Raw genomic sequence first — 17,523 nt, 5'->3', positions numbered from 1 at the left:
TATGGTGCCGGGGAAGATATTCAATAAAGCGTCCAATAGGAGGCGCTGTGCGTTATCAGACCATTCTCGTCGGGACCGACGGTTCCTCCTCCTCCCTGCGCGCCGTCACCGCCGCCGCGGAACTGGCCGCGGCGACCCGCGCCCGGCTGGTGGTGGCCTGCGCCTATCTGCCGATGCGCGAGAGCGAGCGGGCCCCGGCGGCCGACCGGCTGGGCGAGCTGGCGTACAAGGTGAGCGGGTCGACGCCGGCCGAGGACACGCTGCGGGCGGCGCGCGAGAGCGCGGTGGCCGCGGGGGCCGGGGAGGTCGTGCTGGCCGCCGAGGAGGGCGAGGCCGTGGACGTGCTGGTCCGGCTGGCCGGCGAGTACCGGGCCGAGCTGCTCGTGGTGGGCAACAGGGGGCTGAACTCGCTGGCCGGGAGGCTGCTGGGATCGGTGCCCTCCGGCGTCTCGCACCGGGCCGGGTGCGACGTGCTCATCGTGCGGACCACGTCGGGGCGGTGACGCCCGTACCAGGCAGTACGCCCGTGGCGCAACGAGATCAGTGACGCGAGACCCCCCTCAGCGCATAGGCTTAGTCGAATGCCAGCCGAAGGAGGAGGCGACACGTGATCGAGCTCGAAAGGTTCCCCGAGCTCGTCGACCCGGTGCTGATCGCCGCGTTCGAGGGGTGGAACGACGCGGGCGAGGCCTCCAGCGGTGTCATCAGCCACCTGGAGAGCGCCTGGAAGGCGGAGCCGCTGACCGAGCTCGATCCTGAAGACTATTACGACTTCCAGGTGACCAGGCCGGTGGTGGAGCTGACCGACGGGGCCGAGCGCCGTATCGTCTGGCCGACGACGCGGTTCTCGCTGGCCAGGCCGCCGGGGTCCGAGCGTGACGTGGTGCTGCTGCGCGGCATCGAGCCGAACATGCGCTGGAAGTCGTTCTGCGAGGAGATCATCGAGGTCTGCCGCGAGCTGGGCATCGAGACGACGGTCATGCTGGGCGCGCTGCTCAACGACTCGCCGCACACCCGCCCGGTGCCGATCCTGGGCACCGCCTCCGACGAGGGGCTGGCGCGCTCGCTCAACCTGGAGCTCAGCCGCTACGAGGGTCCGACGGGCATCGTGGGGGTGCTGCAGCACGCCTTCGCGCTGGGCGGGCTGAGCGCGATCTCCCTGTGGGCCTCGGTGCCCCACTACGTCGCCCAGCCGCCCAACCCGAAGGCGACGCTGGCGCTGCTGCGCCGCCTGGAGGACGTGCTGGAGATCTCCATGCCGCTCGGCGAGCTCGACGAGGAGGCGCGCGCGTGGGAGCACGGCGTGGACGAGCTGGCCTCGCAGGACAGCGAGGTGGCCGAGTACGTCAAGGAGCTGGAGGAGCGCAAGGACGCCGCGGAGCTGCCCGAGGCCAGCGGCGATGCCATCGCGGCGGAGTTCGAGCGGTATCTGCGGCGCCGCGACCGCGATACTGACAGCTGATTCTCAGGTCATTGTTGCCATATTTCTCCCGGGTTTCAGGTAATAATCAGTGACTCGCGCCATTTGTACACAGTTGGAACACCAGCCGGCAACAATTGCATAACCAGGAGAAACACGGCTCCATAACAACGGCGAAATCGCCGGGTGCCACGTCGAACCTACCCATGTGACTGCGCACGTTAGGCCAACCATGGCGACTCCCCACCTAGATCCGCACCAAAGAAGTCAGGACACCAGGCGGCGCGTACTCGAGATGGCCGTCTCGCTCCGCGAGGACCGCACCGGCGGGCCCGTGGACCACTTCCTCGCCCTGCTCCAGGATCGCCTGCCCCTGTGGCTGCGCATCCTGCACGACCTCTCGCACCTGGTCGGCAAGGGCCGCGTCAACGACAACCTGCTGCCCATCGCACGGGCCGGGATCGACTACTACGCCGAGATCCAGTCGGCGGCGCTGCCCGCCTTCACCTCGCCCAGCGTGACGGTCCGCTTCCGCGAGGCGATCCGCGACAACGGCCTCGGGCCACTGGCCGAGATCGCGCCGCTGGCCGCCTACCTCGGCGCCGAGCAGCGGATCGGCCGGGTGACCGCCGCGGCGGATCCCGATGCCAGCGCCCGCCTCCTGCTGGCGGGATGCTTCAGGCACGCCTACAACGAGATGTTCTTCGGAGCCTATTCCGGGCCCACGCGGGACGTGAGCGCGGAGGAGATCGTTCGCGAGCTTCGGCTTGAATCCGGGTAAATAGCCCAGAATCGGTTTTGAGGGTACGGCGGAGCGTCGCCGTACCCTCTTTGTTGTCCGCGAGCCCCGAGGAGAGCCATGGAGAGCCATATGGAAACGGGTGAACCCGAGCTGCGGGCGCACCGGCGCCGCCCAGTGAGCTGGGTGCTCGGCGGGGCGCTGCTGGTGACCGCCTGGGCCGGCGGCGGGCGGCTGCCGTCGTTCGGCGGGCTCACGTACGCGGTCGTGGGCGTGGTCGGAGTGGTCGCGCTGGTGGCGGCGCTGTGGCCGGGGCTGCCGCGCCGGGAGGCGCCGCGGCGGCTGTCCGCGCCGGGCTGGCAGGTGTGGGTGGCGCTGTTCGCGGCGTTCGGCGTGTGGGAGGTGTGGGCACTGCTGGCGGGTGACGATCCCGCGCAGCCGACGGTCAGCGACCTGCTGGATCCCGTGCTGCTGTCGCCGGACTGGCGGGGCTTGTTCTGGGTGGCGTGGCTGGTGGTCGGATGGGGGCTGGTGCGGCGATGACGTGGGAGATCACGGTCTTCGGCTATGTGGTGGCGGCGGTGGCCATGCTGGTGCTCGAGGTGGTCGCGCGACTGCCCGGGTCCACGACGCCGACGGCGGGCGACTGCTTCGCCTGGGTGATGCGTCATCCGGCGGGCCGGGTGCTGGTCATCCTGTCGTGGTGGTGGCTGGGCTGGCACTTCCTGGCCCGCTGAACCTCGTCGAAGCGCCGCCAGATCAGCGCGGCCAGGCCCGGGTCGGCGCCGATCGGGGCGCTGACCAGGGCGGCGCCGGACCGCCGCAGGCGGGTGTGGAAGAAACCGGGGGCCAGCAGGTAGGAGGCGAGCGCCGTCCTGCGGCCCCACTCGCGAGGCAGGGCGGGGGTGCCCGACGCGGCGAAGGCGGCGGTGACCGGGCGGCCCAGCCGTACCGACAGCAGGCGGGCCTGAGCGCGCACATCGGCCAGGGCCGCGGGGTCGGAGGAGCCGGCGGCGGCGAGCACCACCGCGTCGTCAGGGCGCAGCCCGGCCTCGGTGAGGCGGCGGGCCAGGGCCCGCGAGAGCAGCGGGTGGGGGCCGAGCGGGCGGGCCAGGCGAACGCCGGGGCGGGTGCGGGAGACGATCTCGGGCAGGTCGACGTGGGCGTGGTAGCCGCCGGCCAGCAGGAGCGGGACGATCGTCACCGGGCCGGGCAGGCCGGGGAGCTCGCCGGACAGCAGTGGGCGGCTGATCTCCAGGTAGGCCAGGTGCACGCGGTGGCCGGGGCGGCGGGCGCGGACCGCTTCGGCCAGGTCGCGCAGGACGGCCTCGCCGCGGGCGTCGCGGGTTCCGTGCGCGGCCAGGACCAGCGTCACCGGACGGCCAGGCGGTAGCCGCGCTTGACGACGGTCTCCACGATCCCGGGCGGGCCCAGGGCGCGGCGCAGGCGGGTGACGGCCATCTCGACGGCGTGCTCGGCCGACTCGCGGGCGGGGCTTCCGGGCAGGACCAGGCGCAGTTCCGCGCGGGCCACGACGTGTCCCGGCTTGTCGGCCAGGCGCTTGAGCACGGCCATGGGCGCGGGCGGCAGGGGCCGCAGTTCGCCGTCCACGACGACGGCGTGGCCGCGGATCTCCAGCCGGTGCCCGCCCGCGGTGACGCGCGCGACGCCGAACTCGGGCAGGTGCCTGGCCAGCGCCCGCGCGAGCGCGCCGAGGCGGGAGCGTTCCGGCTGCAGGGTCGGCACGCCGCGCTCGACCAGCGGGTGCGCGGTGACCGGGCCCACGCAGGCCGCCACGACGCCGCCGGAGAACGCCCCCAGCAGCGCCTCCTCCTGGCCGCGGGCGCGGGCCTCGCGGAGCATGGCGAGGACGGCGGGGGCGCTGGTGAAGGCGACGGCGTCCACGGCGCCGGTGACGGCCTGGTTGACCAGGCGGCGCAGCGGCGAGGTGTCGCGGTAGGGCAGCCAGCGGTAGACGGGCACCTCGATCACCTCGGCGCCCGCGCGCCGCAGGTCGGCCACGAATCCGGCCAGGGGCTCGCCGTGCAGTTGTACGGCGATGCGCCGCCCGCCCAGGTCCTGCGCCAGCAGGTACTCCTTGACCTCGTCGCAGGACTCGGTGGCCGGGGTCCAGTGGTCGCTGAGCCCGGCGGCGCGCACCGCTCCCCTGGCTTTGGGGCCGCGGGTGAGCAGGCGGGCCCCGGTGAGGCGTTCGGCCAGCTCGCCGGAGAGCCCCCAGCCCTCGGCGGCGGCCATCCAGCCGCGAAAGCCCACCCCGGTGGTGATGACGACGTCGTCGATGGGCGCGGCGAGGGCCAGGCGGGTGGCGTCCAGCAGGTCGCCGTCCTGTTCCAGGGGGACCAGGCGGATGGCGGGCGCGCTGACCACGCGGGCGCCGCGCCGTTGCAGCAGCGCGCCGAACTCCTCGCGCCGCCGGGTGGCGGTCACGCCCACGGTGAACCCGGCCAGTGAGTCGGGCGCCGTCTCCGGCACGGTCCGGCCGGTCATGCCCGCACCTCGACGTGCCCGTCCCGCAGCCGGACGGCATGGACGGGGATCGCCGCGCCGCCTCCGTCCAGGCATTCACCGCTGACCAGAGAGAACACCTGTTTGTGCATGGGCGAGGCCACCGTGGGCTCGCCGCCCCTGGTGCCGACGATGCCGCGGGACAGGATGTAGGCGCCGCTGAACGGGTCCCGGTTGCCGACGGCGTACACCCGGCCGCCGAAGTCGCGGAACACGGCGATCTGGCGGCCGTTCACCAGCGCGCAGACGCCGCGCTCCGGCAGCAGGTCGGTGTAGCGGCAGACGGTGGTCCACACATCGTGTAGCAGCGTGGTCATCCCACGACCTCCAAGGGGATCAGAACGGGCTGGATCTGCTCGCGCACCGTCTCGAAGGAGATGGACGGGTCGGGCGTGCCGGGGGCATTGACGAAGCTGACGAAGCGGGCGAGCTTGCCGGGGTCCTCCAGCGTGGCCCGCCACTCGTCCTCGTATCCGGCCACGTGCCGCGCCATCCGCGCGTCCAGGTCGGCGCAGATGCCCAGCGAGTCCTCGACGACGACCTCGCGCAGGTAGCCGAGGCCGCCCTCCAGCGCTTCGAGCCAGGCGGCGGTGCGCTGGAGCCGGTCGGCGGTGCGGATGTAGAACATCAGGAAGCGGTCGATGGTCCGCACCAGTTCGGCGGTGCTCAGGTCGGCGGCCAGCAGGTCGGCATGGCGCGGGGTGAAGCCGCCGTTGCCGCCGACGTAGAGGTTCCAGCCGCTTTCGGTGGCGATGACGCCGAAGTCCTTGGATCGGGCCTCGGCGCATTCGCGGGCGCACCCGGACACGGCCGACTTCAGCTTGTGCGGGGCGCGCAGGCCCCGGTAGCGCAGTTCGAGCGCGATGGCCAGGCCGACGGAGTCCTGTACGCCGTACCGGCACCAGGCCGAGCCCACGCAGGACTTCACCGTCCGCAGCGCCTTGCCGTAGGCGTGGCCGGACTCGAACCCGGCGTCCACCAGCCGCCGCCAGATGCCCGGCAGCTGCTCCACCCGGGCGCCGAACAGGTCGATCCGCTGCCCGCCGGTGATCTTGGTGTAGAGGCCGTAGTCGCGCGCCACCTCGCCGATGACGATGAGCTTGTCGGGCGTGATCTCGCCGCCGGGCACCCGCGGGACGACGGAGTAGGTGCCGTTCTTCTGGATGTTGGCCAGGAAGTGGTCGTTGGTGTCCTGCAGGGCCGCCCGCTCGCCCTCCAGCACGTGCCCGCTGTGCAGGGAGGCCAGGATCGAGGCGACGGTCGGCTTGCACACGTCGCAGCCCCTGCCGGTGCCGTGCGCGGCGATGAGCTCGGAGAACGTGGTGATCCCGCGGACCCGCACGATGTCGTACAGCTCGGCGCGGCTGTGGGCGAAGTGCTCGCACAACGCCTTGGGCAGCTCGACGCCGGACTTCTCCAGCAGCCGCTTCAGCATGGGCAGGCACGAGCCGCACGAACTGCCCGCGCGGGTGCACTCCTTGAGCGCGGGCACGTCGGCCGCGCCGTCCCCGATCGCGGTGCGCACCCGTCCGGCGCTGACGTTGTTGCACGAGCACACCTGCGCGTCGTCGGGCAGGTCGAGGGCGAGGCCGCCGCCGCTGAACAGCAGGTCCGACGGCGCCGCGGGCAGCGCCTTTCCGACGAAGGGCCGCAGCGCGGAGTACGGCGCCGCGTCCCCCACGCAGATGCCGCCCAGCAGCGTCGAGGCGTCGTCGGAGACGAACAGCCGCTTGTAGACCCCGGCGACCGGGTCCATGTAGGTGACGTCCAGCGCCCCCTCCATCGCCCCGAACTGCGCCACCTCGACGCCGAGCAGCTTCAGCTTGGTCGACAGGTCGGCGCCGCCGAAGACCGAGCGGCCCCCGGTGATCCGGTCGGCGGCCACCTCGGCCATCGTGTTGCACGGTCCGACCAGCCCGTACACCTGACCATCGGCCAGGGCGCACTCCCCCACGGCGTAGACGGCGGGATCGGAGGTGCGCATGCCGTCGTCGACGACGATGCCGCCCCGTTGGCCGACCTCCAGCCCGCAGGCCCTGGCCAGCTCGTCGCGCGGCCGTACGCCGGCGGAGACCACCACGACGGCGGCCGGCAGTTCCTCGCCGCCGCTCAGCAGGACGCGGCCCGGTTCGATCCGCTCCAGCGACACGCCGGGGCGCACGCCGATGCCGAGCGCCTCGATGTGGCTCTTGAGCACGGCGCCGCCGCCCTCGTCCACCTGGCGCGGCATCAGCCAGGGGGCCAGTTCGACGATGTGGGTGCGCAGCCCGAGGCCTTGGAGCGCGTCGGCGGCCTCCAGGCCCAGGAGCCCGCCGCCCACCACGACCCCGGAGTCGCGGCCGGACGCCCGTGCTTTCGCGGCGGCGGCACTGATGGCGTCCAGGTCGGCGATCGTGCGGTAGACCAGGGCGTCGCCGGCGCCCGGCACCGGGGGCACGAACGGGGCCGAGCCGGTGGCCAGCACCAGGACGTCGTAGGGCTCGACGTGGCCGTCGGCGGTGGTCACGGTGCGGGCCGCGCGGTCGACGGCGGTGACGCGGGAGCTCAGCCGGGTGACGACGCCGGCGGGCGGGGTGTAGGTGAGGTCGGCGGCGCTCGTGCCCTTCAGGTAGGAGGTCAGCGCCACCCGGTCGTAGGCGGGCAGCGGCTCCTCCCCCAGCACCGTGATCCGCCCGTCGTATCCGCGCTCGGCCAGCGACTCCAGCAGCCGCTGGGCGGCGGGGCCGTAGCCGACGACCACGAGCCTGCTCATGCGTTCACCCCTTCCTGCTCGCACAGCCAGTCCACGATGCCCTCGACCGCGTCGCGGCAGGTGCCGCAGCCGGTCGTGGCCCTGGTGGCCGCGCTGACCGCGGCCAGGTCCCGGGCGCCCGCCTCCCAGCAGGCGCGGATCTGGCCCTTCGTGACGTTGTTGCAATGGCAGACCTTGGCGGCGTCCGGCATCCGGACGGGGCTGTCGGCCACCGCCCCGGCGCCCGGCAGGCCGGGGAACAGCAGCCCCGCGCGGTCGCCGGGCAGCGGTCCGCCGCGGTCGTACAGCTGGGTGAGGGTGCCGACCGCGTCGCTCTCCCCCAGCAGGATCGCGCCGACCAGGCGGCCGTCGCGGATGACGAGCTTGCGGTACGTGCCGCGGGCGCGATGGCTGAACCTGACCACCTCGGCCTGGTCCTCCTCCAGGTGCGTCTCGCCCATGGCGGCCAGCTCGACGCTGCGCGCCTTGAGGCGGGTGACCAGGCGCGAGCCCCGGTAGCGCGCCTTGCCGCCGGTGATGACGTCGGCGGCGACCGCGGCCTGCTCCCAGGCGGGGGCGACCAGGCCGTAGACGGTGCCGTCGTGTTCGGCGCACTCGCCGACGGCGAAGATCGACGGGTCGTCGGTGCGCAGCTCGTCGTCCACGACGACGGCCCGCCGTACCTCCAGGCCGGCCTGCGCGGCGAGTCCGGTGAGCGGACGCACGCCGCAGGCGAGCACCACGAGGTCGGCCTCCACCAGTTCCTCCGCCGGTCCCGCGCCCAGGTGGACGCCGGAATCGGTGATGGCGGTGACGGTGACGCCGGTGCGGGTCTCGACGCCGAGCTCGCCCAGTGTCTCGCCGAGCATGAGCCCGGCCTCGGCGTCGAGCTGGCGTTCCATGAGGTGTCCGGCCAGGTGCAGGAGCGTGACGGGCAGGCCACGCCCGGCCAGGCCGCGCGCGGCCTCCACGCCGAGCAGCCCGCCGCCCACGACGACGGCGCGCCGGGCGTGCGCGGCCGCGGCCACGATGCGCTCACAGTCCCCGAGCGTGCGGAACGGCACCGCCCGCGCCACCCCCGGGATGGGCGGCACGACCGCCTCGCTGCCGGTGGCCAGGACCAGCACGTCGTACGGCTCCCGCCGCCCGTCCCGGGTGATGACCGCCTGGGTGTCGCGGTCGATCTGGACGACCTCGGCGCCGAGGACCGCCTGGACGCCGTGCTCGGCGTACCAGGCGGCGTCCAGCAGGCGTACCTGGTCGGGCCCCGAGCTCCCGGCCAGGACGTTGGACAGCAGCACCCGGTTGTAGGGCTGCCACGGCTCGGCGCCGAAGACGGTGACCCTGGCCCGCGGGTCGCGCGCCCGTACCTCGCTGACCAGGCGCGAGCCGGCCATGCCGTTGCCGATGACGACGAGTCTCATGCCACCTTCTCCAGTCTCACGGCGCACACCTTGAACTCCGGCATCCGCGAGGCCGGGTCGAGCGCGGGGCTGGTGAGGCGGTTGGCGCCCTCCCAGTGGAACGGCATGAACACGGTGTCGCGCCGGATCGCGGGGGTGATCCTGGCGACGGCCTCCGCGCTGCCGCGGCGGCTGTGCACGCGGACCAGGTCGCCGGCGCCGATGCCGAGTTGTGCGGCCAGGTCGGGGTGGAGTTCGACGAACGGTTCCGGGGCCGCCTCGACCAGGGCGGCGACGCGGCGCGTCTGGGCGCCGCTCTGGTACTGGGCCAGGACCCGGCCGGTGGTCAGGTGCACCGGGTAGTCGTCGTCGGGTTCCTCGGCGGGCGGGCGGTGCTCGACCGGGGTGAAGCGGGCGCGGCCGTCTGGGGTGGCGAAGCGGTCGAGGAAGGGGCGGGGCGTGCCGGGGTGGTCCTCGGCGGGGCAGGGCCAGAACACGCCGGTCTCGGCGGCGATCCGGTCGTAGGTGATGCCGGCGTAGTCGGCGACGCCGCCCGCGCTGGCGCGGCGCAGCTCGTCGAAGACGGCGGGCGGGCTGGCCGTCCAGGTGTGGCCGAGCCCGGCCGCGATGCCCTGGATGATCTCCAGGTCGGTCCTGACCTCGCCGGGCGGCGGGAACGCGCGCCGCCGCAGCAGCACGCGGCCTTCGAGGTTGGTCATGGTGCCGTCCTGTTCCGCCCACTGGGCGGCGGGCAGGACGACGTCGGCCAGCGCGGCCGTCTCCGACAGCACCACGTCGGCGACGACCAGCAGGCCGAGGCGGCGCAGCCGGTCGGCGAGCGTGCCGGAGCGCGGCGCGGACACGACCGGGTTGGAGCCGAACAGCAGCAGCGCCCTGGGCCCTTCGGCGGTGCCGAGCACGTCCAGGAGCTCCTGGGCGGAGCGGCCGGGTCCGGGCAGCGCCGACGGCTCGACGCCCCAGACCGCCGCCACGTGGGCGCGCGCCGCCGGATCGTCGATCCTGCGGTAGCCGGGCAGCTGGTCGGCCTTCTGCCCGTGCTCGCGGCCGCCCTGCCCGTTGCCCTGGCCGGTCAGGCAGCCGTAGCCGCTGCCGGGGGTGCCGGGCAGGCCGAGCGCGAGGGCCAGGTTGACGAAGGCGGAGACGGTGTCGGTCCCCTTGGCGTGCTGCTCGGCGCCACGCCCGGTGAGAATGTACGCGTTATCCGCATTTTTCAGCATGTGTACGGCCGAGCGCATCCGAGCCACCGGCACCCCGGTGATCCGCTCCACCCGCTCCGGCCACCAGGAGGCCACCGACGTCCGCACCGCCGCGAACCCCGAGGTCCGCGCCGCCACGTACGCCGCGTCCACCCCGCCCTCGGCGATCAGCAGGTGCAGCAGCCCGAGCGCCAGCGCCAGATCGGTGCCCGGAGCCGGCTGCAGATGCAGCGCCGCCAGCTTGGCGGTGGGCGTCAGCCGCGGGTCCACCACGATCAGCCGCGGCCCGCCCAGGTGGCGCACGAGCGGCGGCATGGTCTCGGCGACGTTCGCCCCGGCCAGCAGGACGACGTCGGCCCCGGCCAGGTCGGTCAGCGGAAACGGCAGGCCCCGGTCCAGCCCGAACGCCCTGTTGGCCGCGGCCGCCGCCGAGGACATGCAGAAGCGGCCGTTGTAGTCGATCTGGCTGGTGCCGAGGGCCACGCGGGCCAGCTTGCCCAGGTGGTAGGCGCTCTCGTTGGTGAGCCCGCCGCCGCCGAAGACCGCCACGCCGTCGGGGCCGTGCTCCGCGCGGATCGCGGCCAGGCGCCTGGACACGTGGTCCAGGGCTTTCTCCCAGGTGGCGGGCTCGCCGTACAGGAGGGGGGTGGTGAGCCGGGCACCCGGCCGGAGCAGGTCGCCGGCGGTCCAGCCCTTCTGGCACAGCGCCCCGCCCCCGTGCCCGTTGGCCGGGATGTCGGTTCTGGGGGCGATCGCGACCTCGCCGCCGCGCGCGGTGACGGTCATGCCGCACTGCAGCGCGCAGTAGGGGCAGTGCGTCTTCACGGACGCGCCGTCGGGGGGTGAGGTCACGGGTTCGATCGTGCTTTCGGGTGGTTTCACCCCTGGGTCCCTTCTGTTACTGCTGTGCTAACAGCGGCTCACCGCGCGTGTGAGAGTCACACGCGGGCGTGGGCGAGGCTGGGCAGGCGGGCCGCGCCGAGCGTGCGCAGGTAGCACCACCAGGTCAGCGCGGTGCAGGCGGCGTAGAAGAGGGCGAAGGCCAGGAAGGCCGCCGCGGGGCTGCCGGTCTGGGCGAACGACATGCCGAAGCCCCGGTTGATGAGGAAGCCGCCGAAGGCCCCGACCGCGGAGATGATGCCGATCGCGGCCGAGGCCTGGCGCTTGCCGTACACGAGGGCCTGCTCGCCGTCGCCGCGCTCGGCGCGCGCCTTCGCCTGGAAGATGGCCGGGATCATGCGGTACGTCGAGCCGTTGCCGATGCCCGAGGTCACGAACAGCAGCTGGAAGGCCAGGAAGAACGCCCAGAACCCGCCGCCCGCCGCGGCCGCCCACGTCAGCAGCACGCCCGCGCCCATCGCGGCGAACGTCCAGAGCGTCACCCGCGCGCCGCCCAGCCGGTCGGCCAGCCACCCTCCCACCGGCCGGATCAGCGAGCCGGCCAGTGGTCCCGCGAAGGCCACCGCCGTCCACGGCGCCGCCGGGAACAGGCTCTTGGCCAGCAGCGGGAAGGCGGTGGAGTAGCCGATGAACGAGCCGAACGTGCCGATGTAGAGGAACGACATGATCCACGTCTGGCCGCTGCGCGCGACGGCGAGCTGCTCGCGCGGCTCGGCCTTGGCGGTGGCCAGGTTGTCCATGAAGAACCAGGCGCAGACCGCCGACACCACGATGAACGGCACCCAGAACCAGCCCGCCGCCGCCAGCCCCAGCGCGCCGATCACCAGCGGCACCACGAGCTGCACCGAGCTGACCCCGATGTTGCCGCCCGCCGCGTTGAGCCCGAGCGCCGAGCCCTGCTTGCTCTGCGGGTAGAAGTAGGTGATGTTGGCCATGCTGGAGGCGAAGTTCCCGCCGCCGAGACCGGCCGTGGCCGCGATCACCAGCAGCACCCAGAACGGCGTGGCCGGATCGCTCACCGCGAACCCGAGCGCGATCGCGGGAATGAGCAGCAGCAGCGCGCTGACCACCGTGAACGTCCGCCCGCCGAACCTGGCGGGCCCGAAGGTGTACGGCAGGCGCAGCGCCGACCCGACCAGGTTCGGCAGCGCCACCAGCCAGAACAGCTCGTCGGTGGACAGGTCGAGGCGGCCCGTCTTGGCCGCCACCACGCTCCACAGCGTCCAGACGGTGAAGCCGAGGTGCTCGGCCAGGATGGAGAAGACGAGGTTGCGCCGGGCGACCTTCTTGCCGGTGCGCTCCCAGAAGGCGGGGTCGTCGGGGTGCCATTCGGCGATCCATCGGGTCATGGCCGTGACCGTAGGCAGCGCTCGTTACGCACGCTGACGGGCTGTGACGGTGCGGCGGTTACAGCGGACTCACCGCCGTAACCCCGGCAACACGGATGTAACGCCCGGCTCCAGGTTGGCGGCGATCATTGCTGGGAAACTGTTCCCTGACATCGCGCGAGATCTCGGGGAGTTGCGTGTGAGGGTCCAGGCGATCCGGCTGTTCGGCGATCCGGTGCTGCGTTCGGTGGCGGAGCCGGTGAAGGAGTTCGACCGGGAGCTCCGGGGACTGGTGAAGTCCCTGACCATCACGATGCGGTCGGGAGCGGGCCGCGCCGGGCTGGCGGCGCCGCAGATCGGGGTGCCGTCGCGGGTGCTCGTCTACGACTACGACGGCAAGGCCGGGCACCTCGTCAATCCCCGGCTGGAGCTGTCGGAGCGGAAGGTGACCGCGGACGAGGCCTGCCTGTCGGCGCCGAGCGCCTGGTGGCCGCTGGAGCGTTCCTACATGGTGGTGGCGCGCGGACGGGACATGTTCGGCAAGGCGGTCACGGTGCGGGCGCTGGGCGTGCTGGCCAGGGTGCTGCAGCACGAGTGCGACCACCTGGACGGGGTGCTGTTCAGCGACCACCTCCCGGCCGACGAACGCGAGCGCTTCCTGGCCACCGTCGCCCCGTAAAGGATCCTCACCGGCGGTTCCTTGCCGCCGTCGGTCCTACCAGCGGGTCTTCACCAGCGGTTCCAGCCCACGGCGCGCGCCCAGTCGGCCAGGCCGGCGCCGCGCAGCCCCGCGCCCGCGAGCACGGGCTCGCTGAGGACGCGGTCGGCCACGTCGTTCAGGTCCGAGGCCACCTCGTCGGCGGCGTCGATCTCCTCGGGCCTGGTCAGCGGGGTCGGCACCAGGATGCCGCGTGCCCCGGCGGCACGCGCGGTCTCCATGTCCTTGCCGAGGTCGCCCACGACCATGCACTCGCGCGGGCTGACGTCCAGGATGGCCGCCGCTCTGATCACCAGGCCGGGCGCGGGCTTGCGGCAGGTGCAGCCGTCGCCGTCGGCGTGCACGCAGATCGCCCACGCGTCGAACGGCCCCAGCAGCGCCTCCACCGTGGAGTTGACCTGGTCCATGTCATCCGGCGACAGCAGGCCGCGTGCCACGTCCGACTGGTTGATGACCACCCCGACCGGCACGTCGGCGCGGCGCAACCGGCTGAGCGCCGCGCCGGCGCCGGGCATGGCCACCACGCGCCCCGGGTCGCCGTTGTGGGGAACATCCCTGATCAGCGTCCCGTCGCGGTCGAACAGGACGGCCGCGGGACGATGATGATCGAACACTTTCGCACCTCCGTCAGAACGCCGCCCAGCTACCCGTCGGGCCACGCCCCAAACGACGTCCCGGTCGGCCGGAGCGCGTCCGGCCCCGGCGTCAAGCACGAGTTTCCACGCTCCGGCGCGAACCACGAAGCGAAGCGTCCCAGGCTGGGAGGGCGTTTCCGGACCGGCCTCCGCGTGGCGTGAAAGTGGCGCCTTGAATGCGGTAACAATGCCGCGGTAGGTGTGGTAGCTTCTGCCCCGCATATGAGAGCCCCCGGCCCCTTGGTGTCACTCCAGCAGCCGGGGAACTCGCATCACTCGGGGGTTCAGCTAGCGCGCAGCTAGCTGAGCCCCTTACTCCTCTGAAGCAGATCGAGCAGACCGATCAGCACTTGGATCACCGCCAGCAGCGCGTACTGCGGATCGGACTCCTCGAACCTGGCCCTCATAGCTCCCACCCTTCGGACCCCAGACGGTTCCTGGAGTTGATCGCGGGGTCAGCTCGACCAACCCGCGGGGAGCGGATCGAGCGGTGAGAGTTATGACCGGGCAGAAGGTACCAGGTTTCGTGCTTTCCTGGACAAGAATGCGGTCTCTTTGGTGAACTCGCAGGTCAGCGGCCTGCCTGCGGTTCGCGATTTACTCCAAGGGTGCTCATGTTTCTTGAATGGAATTCCATTCGACATAAGCGTCACCGCGAAAGGCGGCTTACTTTCGCATGCTTTAAAGGCGTACGCCCAGCAGCGCGTCGGTGAGGGCACGGACCAGGGCGGGGGCGGCGGGGTCGGGGCCGGGGCCGTCGGCCAGGGCCTGGGTGGCCCAGGTGTCCACGGCATCCAGGGCTCCCGGGGCGTCCAGGTCGTCGGACAGCCGGGCGCGTACCTCCGCCAGCAGGTCGCCGGCGCGCGGGCCCGAGGGCAGCGCGGTCGCCTCGCGCCAGCGGGACAGGCGGGTCTCCGCGGCCACAAGCTGGCCGGGGGTGTACTCCCAGTCCGAGCGGTAGTGGTGGGCCAGCAGGACCAGGCGGATCGCCATCGGGTCGTGTCCGGTGCGCAGCCGGGAGACGAAGACCAGGTTGCCCTTCGACTTCGACATCTTCTCGCCGTCGAGGCCGACCATTCCGGCGTGGGTGTAGAAGCGGGCGAAGGGCCACTCGCCGGTGGCGGCGTGGCCTTCCGAGGCGCCGCACTCGTGGTGCGGGAAGATCAGGTCGGAGCCGCCGCCCGCCACGTCGTAGCCGGGGCCCAGGCTGGCCAGGGAGATCGCGGTGCACTCGATGTGCCAGCCGGGACGGCCGCGCCCCAGCGTCGTGTCCCAGGCGGGCTCGCCCGGCCGCTCAGCGCGCCACAGCAGCCAGTCGAGCGGGTCGCGCTTGCCCGGCCGGTCGGGGTCGCCGCCGCGCTCGGCGAACAACGTCAGCATCTCCTGCTCGGAGTAGCCGGACACCTCGCCGAACTTCGGCGCGGCGGCCCGGCTGAAGTAGATGTCGCCGTCGAGATCGTAGGTGTACGGCCCCAGCCGCTCGATCAGCTCGGCCACCTCGCCCACGACCTCGGTCACGCCCACGTACTCGCGCGGCGGCACGATGCGCAGGGCCTCCATGTCGGTGCGGAACAACTCGATCTCGCGCTCGGCCAGGTCCTGCCAGGCGATGCCGGTCTGCTCGGCCCGCTCCAGCAGCGGATCGTCCACGTCGGTGGCGTTCTGCGTGTAGTGGACCTCGTGCCCGGAGTCCCGCCACACGCGGCCGACCAGGTCGAAGGCGAGATAGGTGTTGGCGTGGCCCAGGTGGGTGGCGTCGTAGGGCGTGATGCCGCACACGTACATGCGGGCCACGGGGCCCGGATCGGTCTGCCTGACCTGCCTCGCGGCGGTGTCGTAAAGCCGCAGCGGGACGCTCTCGCCGGGCAGTTCAGGAATGTTCGGGGCAGACCACGATCTCATGCCTGTGAGCCTATCCGGCCGGTGAGGTCGCCGAACTCGGTGGTCACCGCGCCGGCGGCGAGCGTGACCATGGTCACCGAGAGCGAGGCGAAGACCCGGCCGTCCGGCAGGACGTGGCGCAGGATCAGCGCGCCCGACTCGGCGGAGTGCGGGTCGCCGGTGAGAGGCCACCAGTCGTCCGTGGCGGCGAAGCGGGGCTGCTGGGCGATGACCCGGGGGTCGCCGGGGTCCATGCCGCTGTTGACGATGACGCTGACGCCTTCCGGCAGGGTGGTGGCGGCCTGCCGTACGCCGTCCCAGCTCCACAGGCGCGCGCCGGACGGATCCGCGAGCACCAGGTGGAAGGGGTCGTAGACGGACAGGTCCCCCGCGGGCAGGCCGCCCTCGGCCAGGGCCCTGAGCGGGAGGTCGCCGCGGGAGACGCGGATCTTGTCGGGGGCGGGGACGCCGCGGCCGTTGAGCAACGCCGCGGCGCGGCGAGTGGCGGGGTCGACGGCGAGCCAGGTGCCGCCCGCCTTGAGGTCACGGCCGCCGACGACGCCGGGATGTTCGGGCCAGTGCTCGCCGGGCCCCTCCCAGGGCCGGTCGGCGAACTCGTCACGCACGCCCATCAGGGTCAGGGGGTCGCCGGTTCTCACGATCACCGCGCACATGGGGCACAGCGTAGTAAACGCTCCAGTACCGGCTCAGATGGGGGGCCAGGGTATGGCGGGCCAGTCCTCCGACGGATAGGGGTGTACGCCGGTGTCCAGCAGGCGGCGTACGCGGTTCCAGGTGGCCTCCACCTCGGCCAGCGTCAGCAGCTGGCGCAGGCGGCGGCCGAGCGCGCCCGACTCGATGTCGCGTTCGAGCTTGGCCAGGACCGCCACCGCGTCGCGGGCCAGCGGCTTGCCCCGCCACTGCCACAGCACGGTGCGCAGCTTGTCCTCGGCGGCGAAGCAGACGCCGTGGTCGACGCCGTAGACGTGCCCGTCGGGCAGCGGCAGCAGGTGGCCGCCCTTGCGGTCGGCGTTGTTGACCACCGCGTCGAACACGGCCATCCGGCGCAGCCCGGGGTGGCGGCTGCGGACCAGGCGCATGAGGTCGATCTCGTGCTCGGTGTCGATCCACAACTGGCACATGCCGGGCCCGAACGGCCCGTCCCGGTAGACGGTCGGCGGCACGATGCCCCACCCGGTGGCCTGCGAGACCTCGAAGGCCGCGACCTCACGGGCGGCGAGCGTGCCGTCGGGGAAGTCCCACAGGGGGCGTTCGCCGCGCACCGGTTTGTAGACGCAGGCCGCCGTGCGCCCGCCCAGGGTCAGCGAGCAGTACAGCGTCATGTTGGTGGCCTCGACCAGGCGTCCGGCCACCTCCAGGCGGCCGTCGCGCAGCAGCCTCAGCGCCCCCTCGTCCTGCACGGCCGAGGGCTGGGCGTTTCTGACTACCGGCTCGCTCTCCTGGGCACTGCTCACGACGCTGCCTCACCCCCGCGGTATCCGTTCAGGCGCACGCACACATGTCCTTCGGCGTCGAGCGGCTGGCCGCACAGAGGGCACGGCGGCCGCCCGGCGGCGACGATCTGCAGGGCCCGCGCGGTGAAGGCGCGGGCTGCCCCCGCGCTCATCCGCACCCTCAGCATGGCGGGCTCCGGAGCGGCCTCGTCCTCCTCGTCGACGATCTCCTGGGCCTCGATGACCACCTGGGAGGTGTCGGGATCCCAGGCCAGGGCCATCGTGCCCACCTTGAAGTCCTCGTCGAGAGGGGTGTCGAGCGGGCCGTCGTCGGTCAGGTCGCTGGGAGCGAGGGCGGGGATCTGGGCGGTGCCTCCACTGCGCCGCAGCACCTCGTCGAGCAGCTCGTCGAGCCTGCCCGCGAGCGCCGCCACCTGGAGCTTCTCCAGCGCGACCGTGGTCAGCCGGCCTTCGGCACGGGCCTGAAGGAAGAAGGCTCGCGCCCCCGGCTGCCCCAAGGCACCGGCCACGAACCGCTCGGGTGGGTCGTAGTCGAAGACCGGCATAGCCT

The 17,523-nt window shown here is 72.8% G+C and carries 18 protein-coding genes; 6 read left to right on the top strand and 12 right to left on the bottom strand.

Translation table 11 applies throughout. The features are described from left to right. Positions 1-47: 47 nt before the first annotated feature. The 5 genes from ACFWY5_RS43715 to ACFWY5_RS43695 all read left to right on the top strand — a co-directional run bounded on the left by ACFWY5_RS43715 (position 48) and on the right by ACFWY5_RS43695 (position 2,896). Positions 48-503 (top strand): universal stress protein, encoded by a 456-nt coding sequence (locus tag ACFWY5_RS43715; RefSeq protein WP_379622210.1) that lies wholly within the window; start codon positions 48-50, stop codon positions 501-503. A gap of 104 nt (positions 504-607) precedes the next feature. Beyond that, positions 608-1,462, top strand: a complete 855-nt coding sequence (locus ACFWY5_RS43710) for a PAC2 family protein (protein WP_184968192.1) — start codon at positions 608-610, stop codon at positions 1,460-1,462. 253 nt (positions 1,463-1,715) lie between these two features. Next, the gene (locus ACFWY5_RS43705; RefSeq protein ID WP_379622212.1) at positions 1,716-2,201 is read left to right on the top strand and encodes a hypothetical protein; all 486 of its coding nucleotides are present in this window, start codon (positions 1,716-1,718) and stop codon (positions 2,199-2,201) included. A 90-nt stretch (positions 2,202-2,291) separates the two neighbouring features. Next, entirely contained in the window at positions 2,292-2,702 is a 411-nt protein-coding gene (locus ACFWY5_RS43700; RefSeq protein WP_379638372.1) for a hypothetical protein, read from the top strand. Further along, positions 2,699-2,896, top strand: coding sequence for a DUF6186 family protein (locus tag ACFWY5_RS43695; RefSeq protein ID WP_379622216.1), 198 nt, complete (start codon positions 2,699-2,701; stop codon positions 2,894-2,896). The genes ACFWY5_RS43700 and ACFWY5_RS43695 overlap by 4 nt, the downstream gene beginning before the upstream one ends. Here the strand turns inward: ACFWY5_RS43695 and ACFWY5_RS43690 are convergent. The 7 genes from ACFWY5_RS43690 to ACFWY5_RS43660 form a co-directional block, all read right to left on the bottom strand. After that, entirely contained in the window at positions 2,827-3,534 is a 708-nt protein-coding gene (locus tag ACFWY5_RS43690) for a sirohydrochlorin chelatase (RefSeq protein WP_379622218.1), read from the bottom strand. The genes ACFWY5_RS43695 and ACFWY5_RS43690 overlap by 70 nt on opposite strands. Then, positions 3,531-4,667 (bottom strand): uroporphyrinogen-III synthase, encoded by a 1,137-nt coding sequence (locus ACFWY5_RS43685; protein WP_379638371.1) that lies wholly within the window; start codon positions 4,665-4,667, stop codon positions 3,531-3,533. Before ACFWY5_RS43685 ends, ACFWY5_RS43690 begins: the two co-directional genes overlap by 4 nt. Beyond that, positions 4,664-5,002 carry a nitrite reductase small subunit NirD gene (nirD, locus tag ACFWY5_RS43680; protein ID WP_379638370.1) on the bottom strand — a complete coding sequence of 113 codons (339 nt, stop codon included), beginning with the start codon at positions 5,000-5,002 and terminating at the stop codon, positions 4,664-4,666. Before nirD ends, ACFWY5_RS43685 begins: the two co-directional genes overlap by 4 nt. After that, entirely contained in the window at positions 4,999-7,437 is a 2,439-nt protein-coding gene (gene nirB / locus ACFWY5_RS43675) for a nitrite reductase large subunit NirB (protein ID WP_379638369.1), read from the bottom strand. The genes nirD and nirB overlap by 4 nt, the downstream gene beginning before the upstream one ends. Continuing rightward, complete coding sequence (locus ACFWY5_RS43670; protein WP_379638368.1) at positions 7,434-8,840, bottom strand: FAD-dependent oxidoreductase; 1,407 nt, start codon at positions 8,838-8,840, stop codon at positions 7,434-7,436. The genes nirB and ACFWY5_RS43670 overlap by 4 nt, the downstream gene beginning before the upstream one ends. Continuing rightward, positions 8,837-10,888, bottom strand: a complete 2,052-nt coding sequence (locus ACFWY5_RS43665; RefSeq protein ID WP_379638367.1) for a molybdopterin oxidoreductase family protein — start codon at positions 10,886-10,888, stop codon at positions 8,837-8,839. The genes ACFWY5_RS43670 and ACFWY5_RS43665 overlap by 4 nt, the downstream gene beginning before the upstream one ends. A gap of 86 nt (positions 10,889-10,974) precedes the next feature. Beyond that, the gene (locus ACFWY5_RS43660) at positions 10,975-12,285 is read right to left on the bottom strand and encodes an MFS transporter (protein ID WP_379622232.1); all 1,311 of its coding nucleotides are present in this window, start codon (positions 12,283-12,285) and stop codon (positions 10,975-10,977) included. 178 nt (positions 12,286-12,463) lie between these two features. On the opposite strand from ACFWY5_RS43660, the gene ACFWY5_RS43655 reads away from it, so the two are divergent. Further along, entirely contained in the window at positions 12,464-12,943 is a 480-nt protein-coding gene (locus tag ACFWY5_RS43655) for a peptide deformylase (RefSeq protein ID WP_379622234.1), read from the top strand. Between the two features lie 50 nt (positions 12,944-12,993). On the opposite strand, the gene ACFWY5_RS43650 is transcribed toward ACFWY5_RS43655, so the two are convergent. The 5 genes from ACFWY5_RS43650 to ACFWY5_RS43630 form a co-directional block, all read right to left on the bottom strand. Beyond that, complete coding sequence (locus ACFWY5_RS43650; protein WP_379622236.1) at positions 12,994-13,596, bottom strand: D-glycero-alpha-D-manno-heptose-1,7-bisphosphate 7-phosphatase; 603 nt, start codon at positions 13,594-13,596, stop codon at positions 12,994-12,996. Between the two features lie 702 nt (positions 13,597-14,298). Further along, positions 14,299-15,519 (bottom strand): cysteine--1-D-myo-inosityl 2-amino-2-deoxy-alpha-D-glucopyranoside ligase, encoded by a 1,221-nt coding sequence (mshC, locus tag ACFWY5_RS43645; RefSeq protein WP_379638366.1) that lies wholly within the window; start codon positions 15,517-15,519, stop codon positions 14,299-14,301. Then, on the bottom strand, positions 15,516-16,172 hold the full coding sequence (locus ACFWY5_RS43640; protein ID WP_379638365.1) for an NRDE family protein: 657 nt from the start codon (positions 16,170-16,172) through the stop codon (positions 15,516-15,518). The genes mshC and ACFWY5_RS43640 overlap by 4 nt, the downstream gene beginning before the upstream one ends. Before the next feature lie 33 nt (positions 16,173-16,205). Then, entirely contained in the window at positions 16,206-16,973 is a 768-nt protein-coding gene (locus ACFWY5_RS43635; RefSeq protein ID WP_379622242.1) for an SCO1664 family protein, read from the bottom strand. Continuing rightward, a complete protein-coding gene (locus tag ACFWY5_RS43630; RefSeq protein WP_379622243.1) occupies positions 16,970-17,518 on the bottom strand; it encodes a DUF3090 domain-containing protein in 549 nt (182 codons plus the stop codon). Before ACFWY5_RS43630 ends, ACFWY5_RS43635 begins: the two co-directional genes overlap by 4 nt. Positions 17,519-17,523 lie beyond the last annotated feature (5 nt).

Source organism: Nonomuraea sp. NPDC059007, from assembly GCF_042740555.1.
GTDB lineage: Bacteria > Actinomycetota > Actinomycetes > Streptosporangiales > Streptosporangiaceae > Nonomuraea.
Note: the sequence above shows the minus strand (reverse complement) of the source record. Positions and strands in the feature narration are given on the sequence as shown.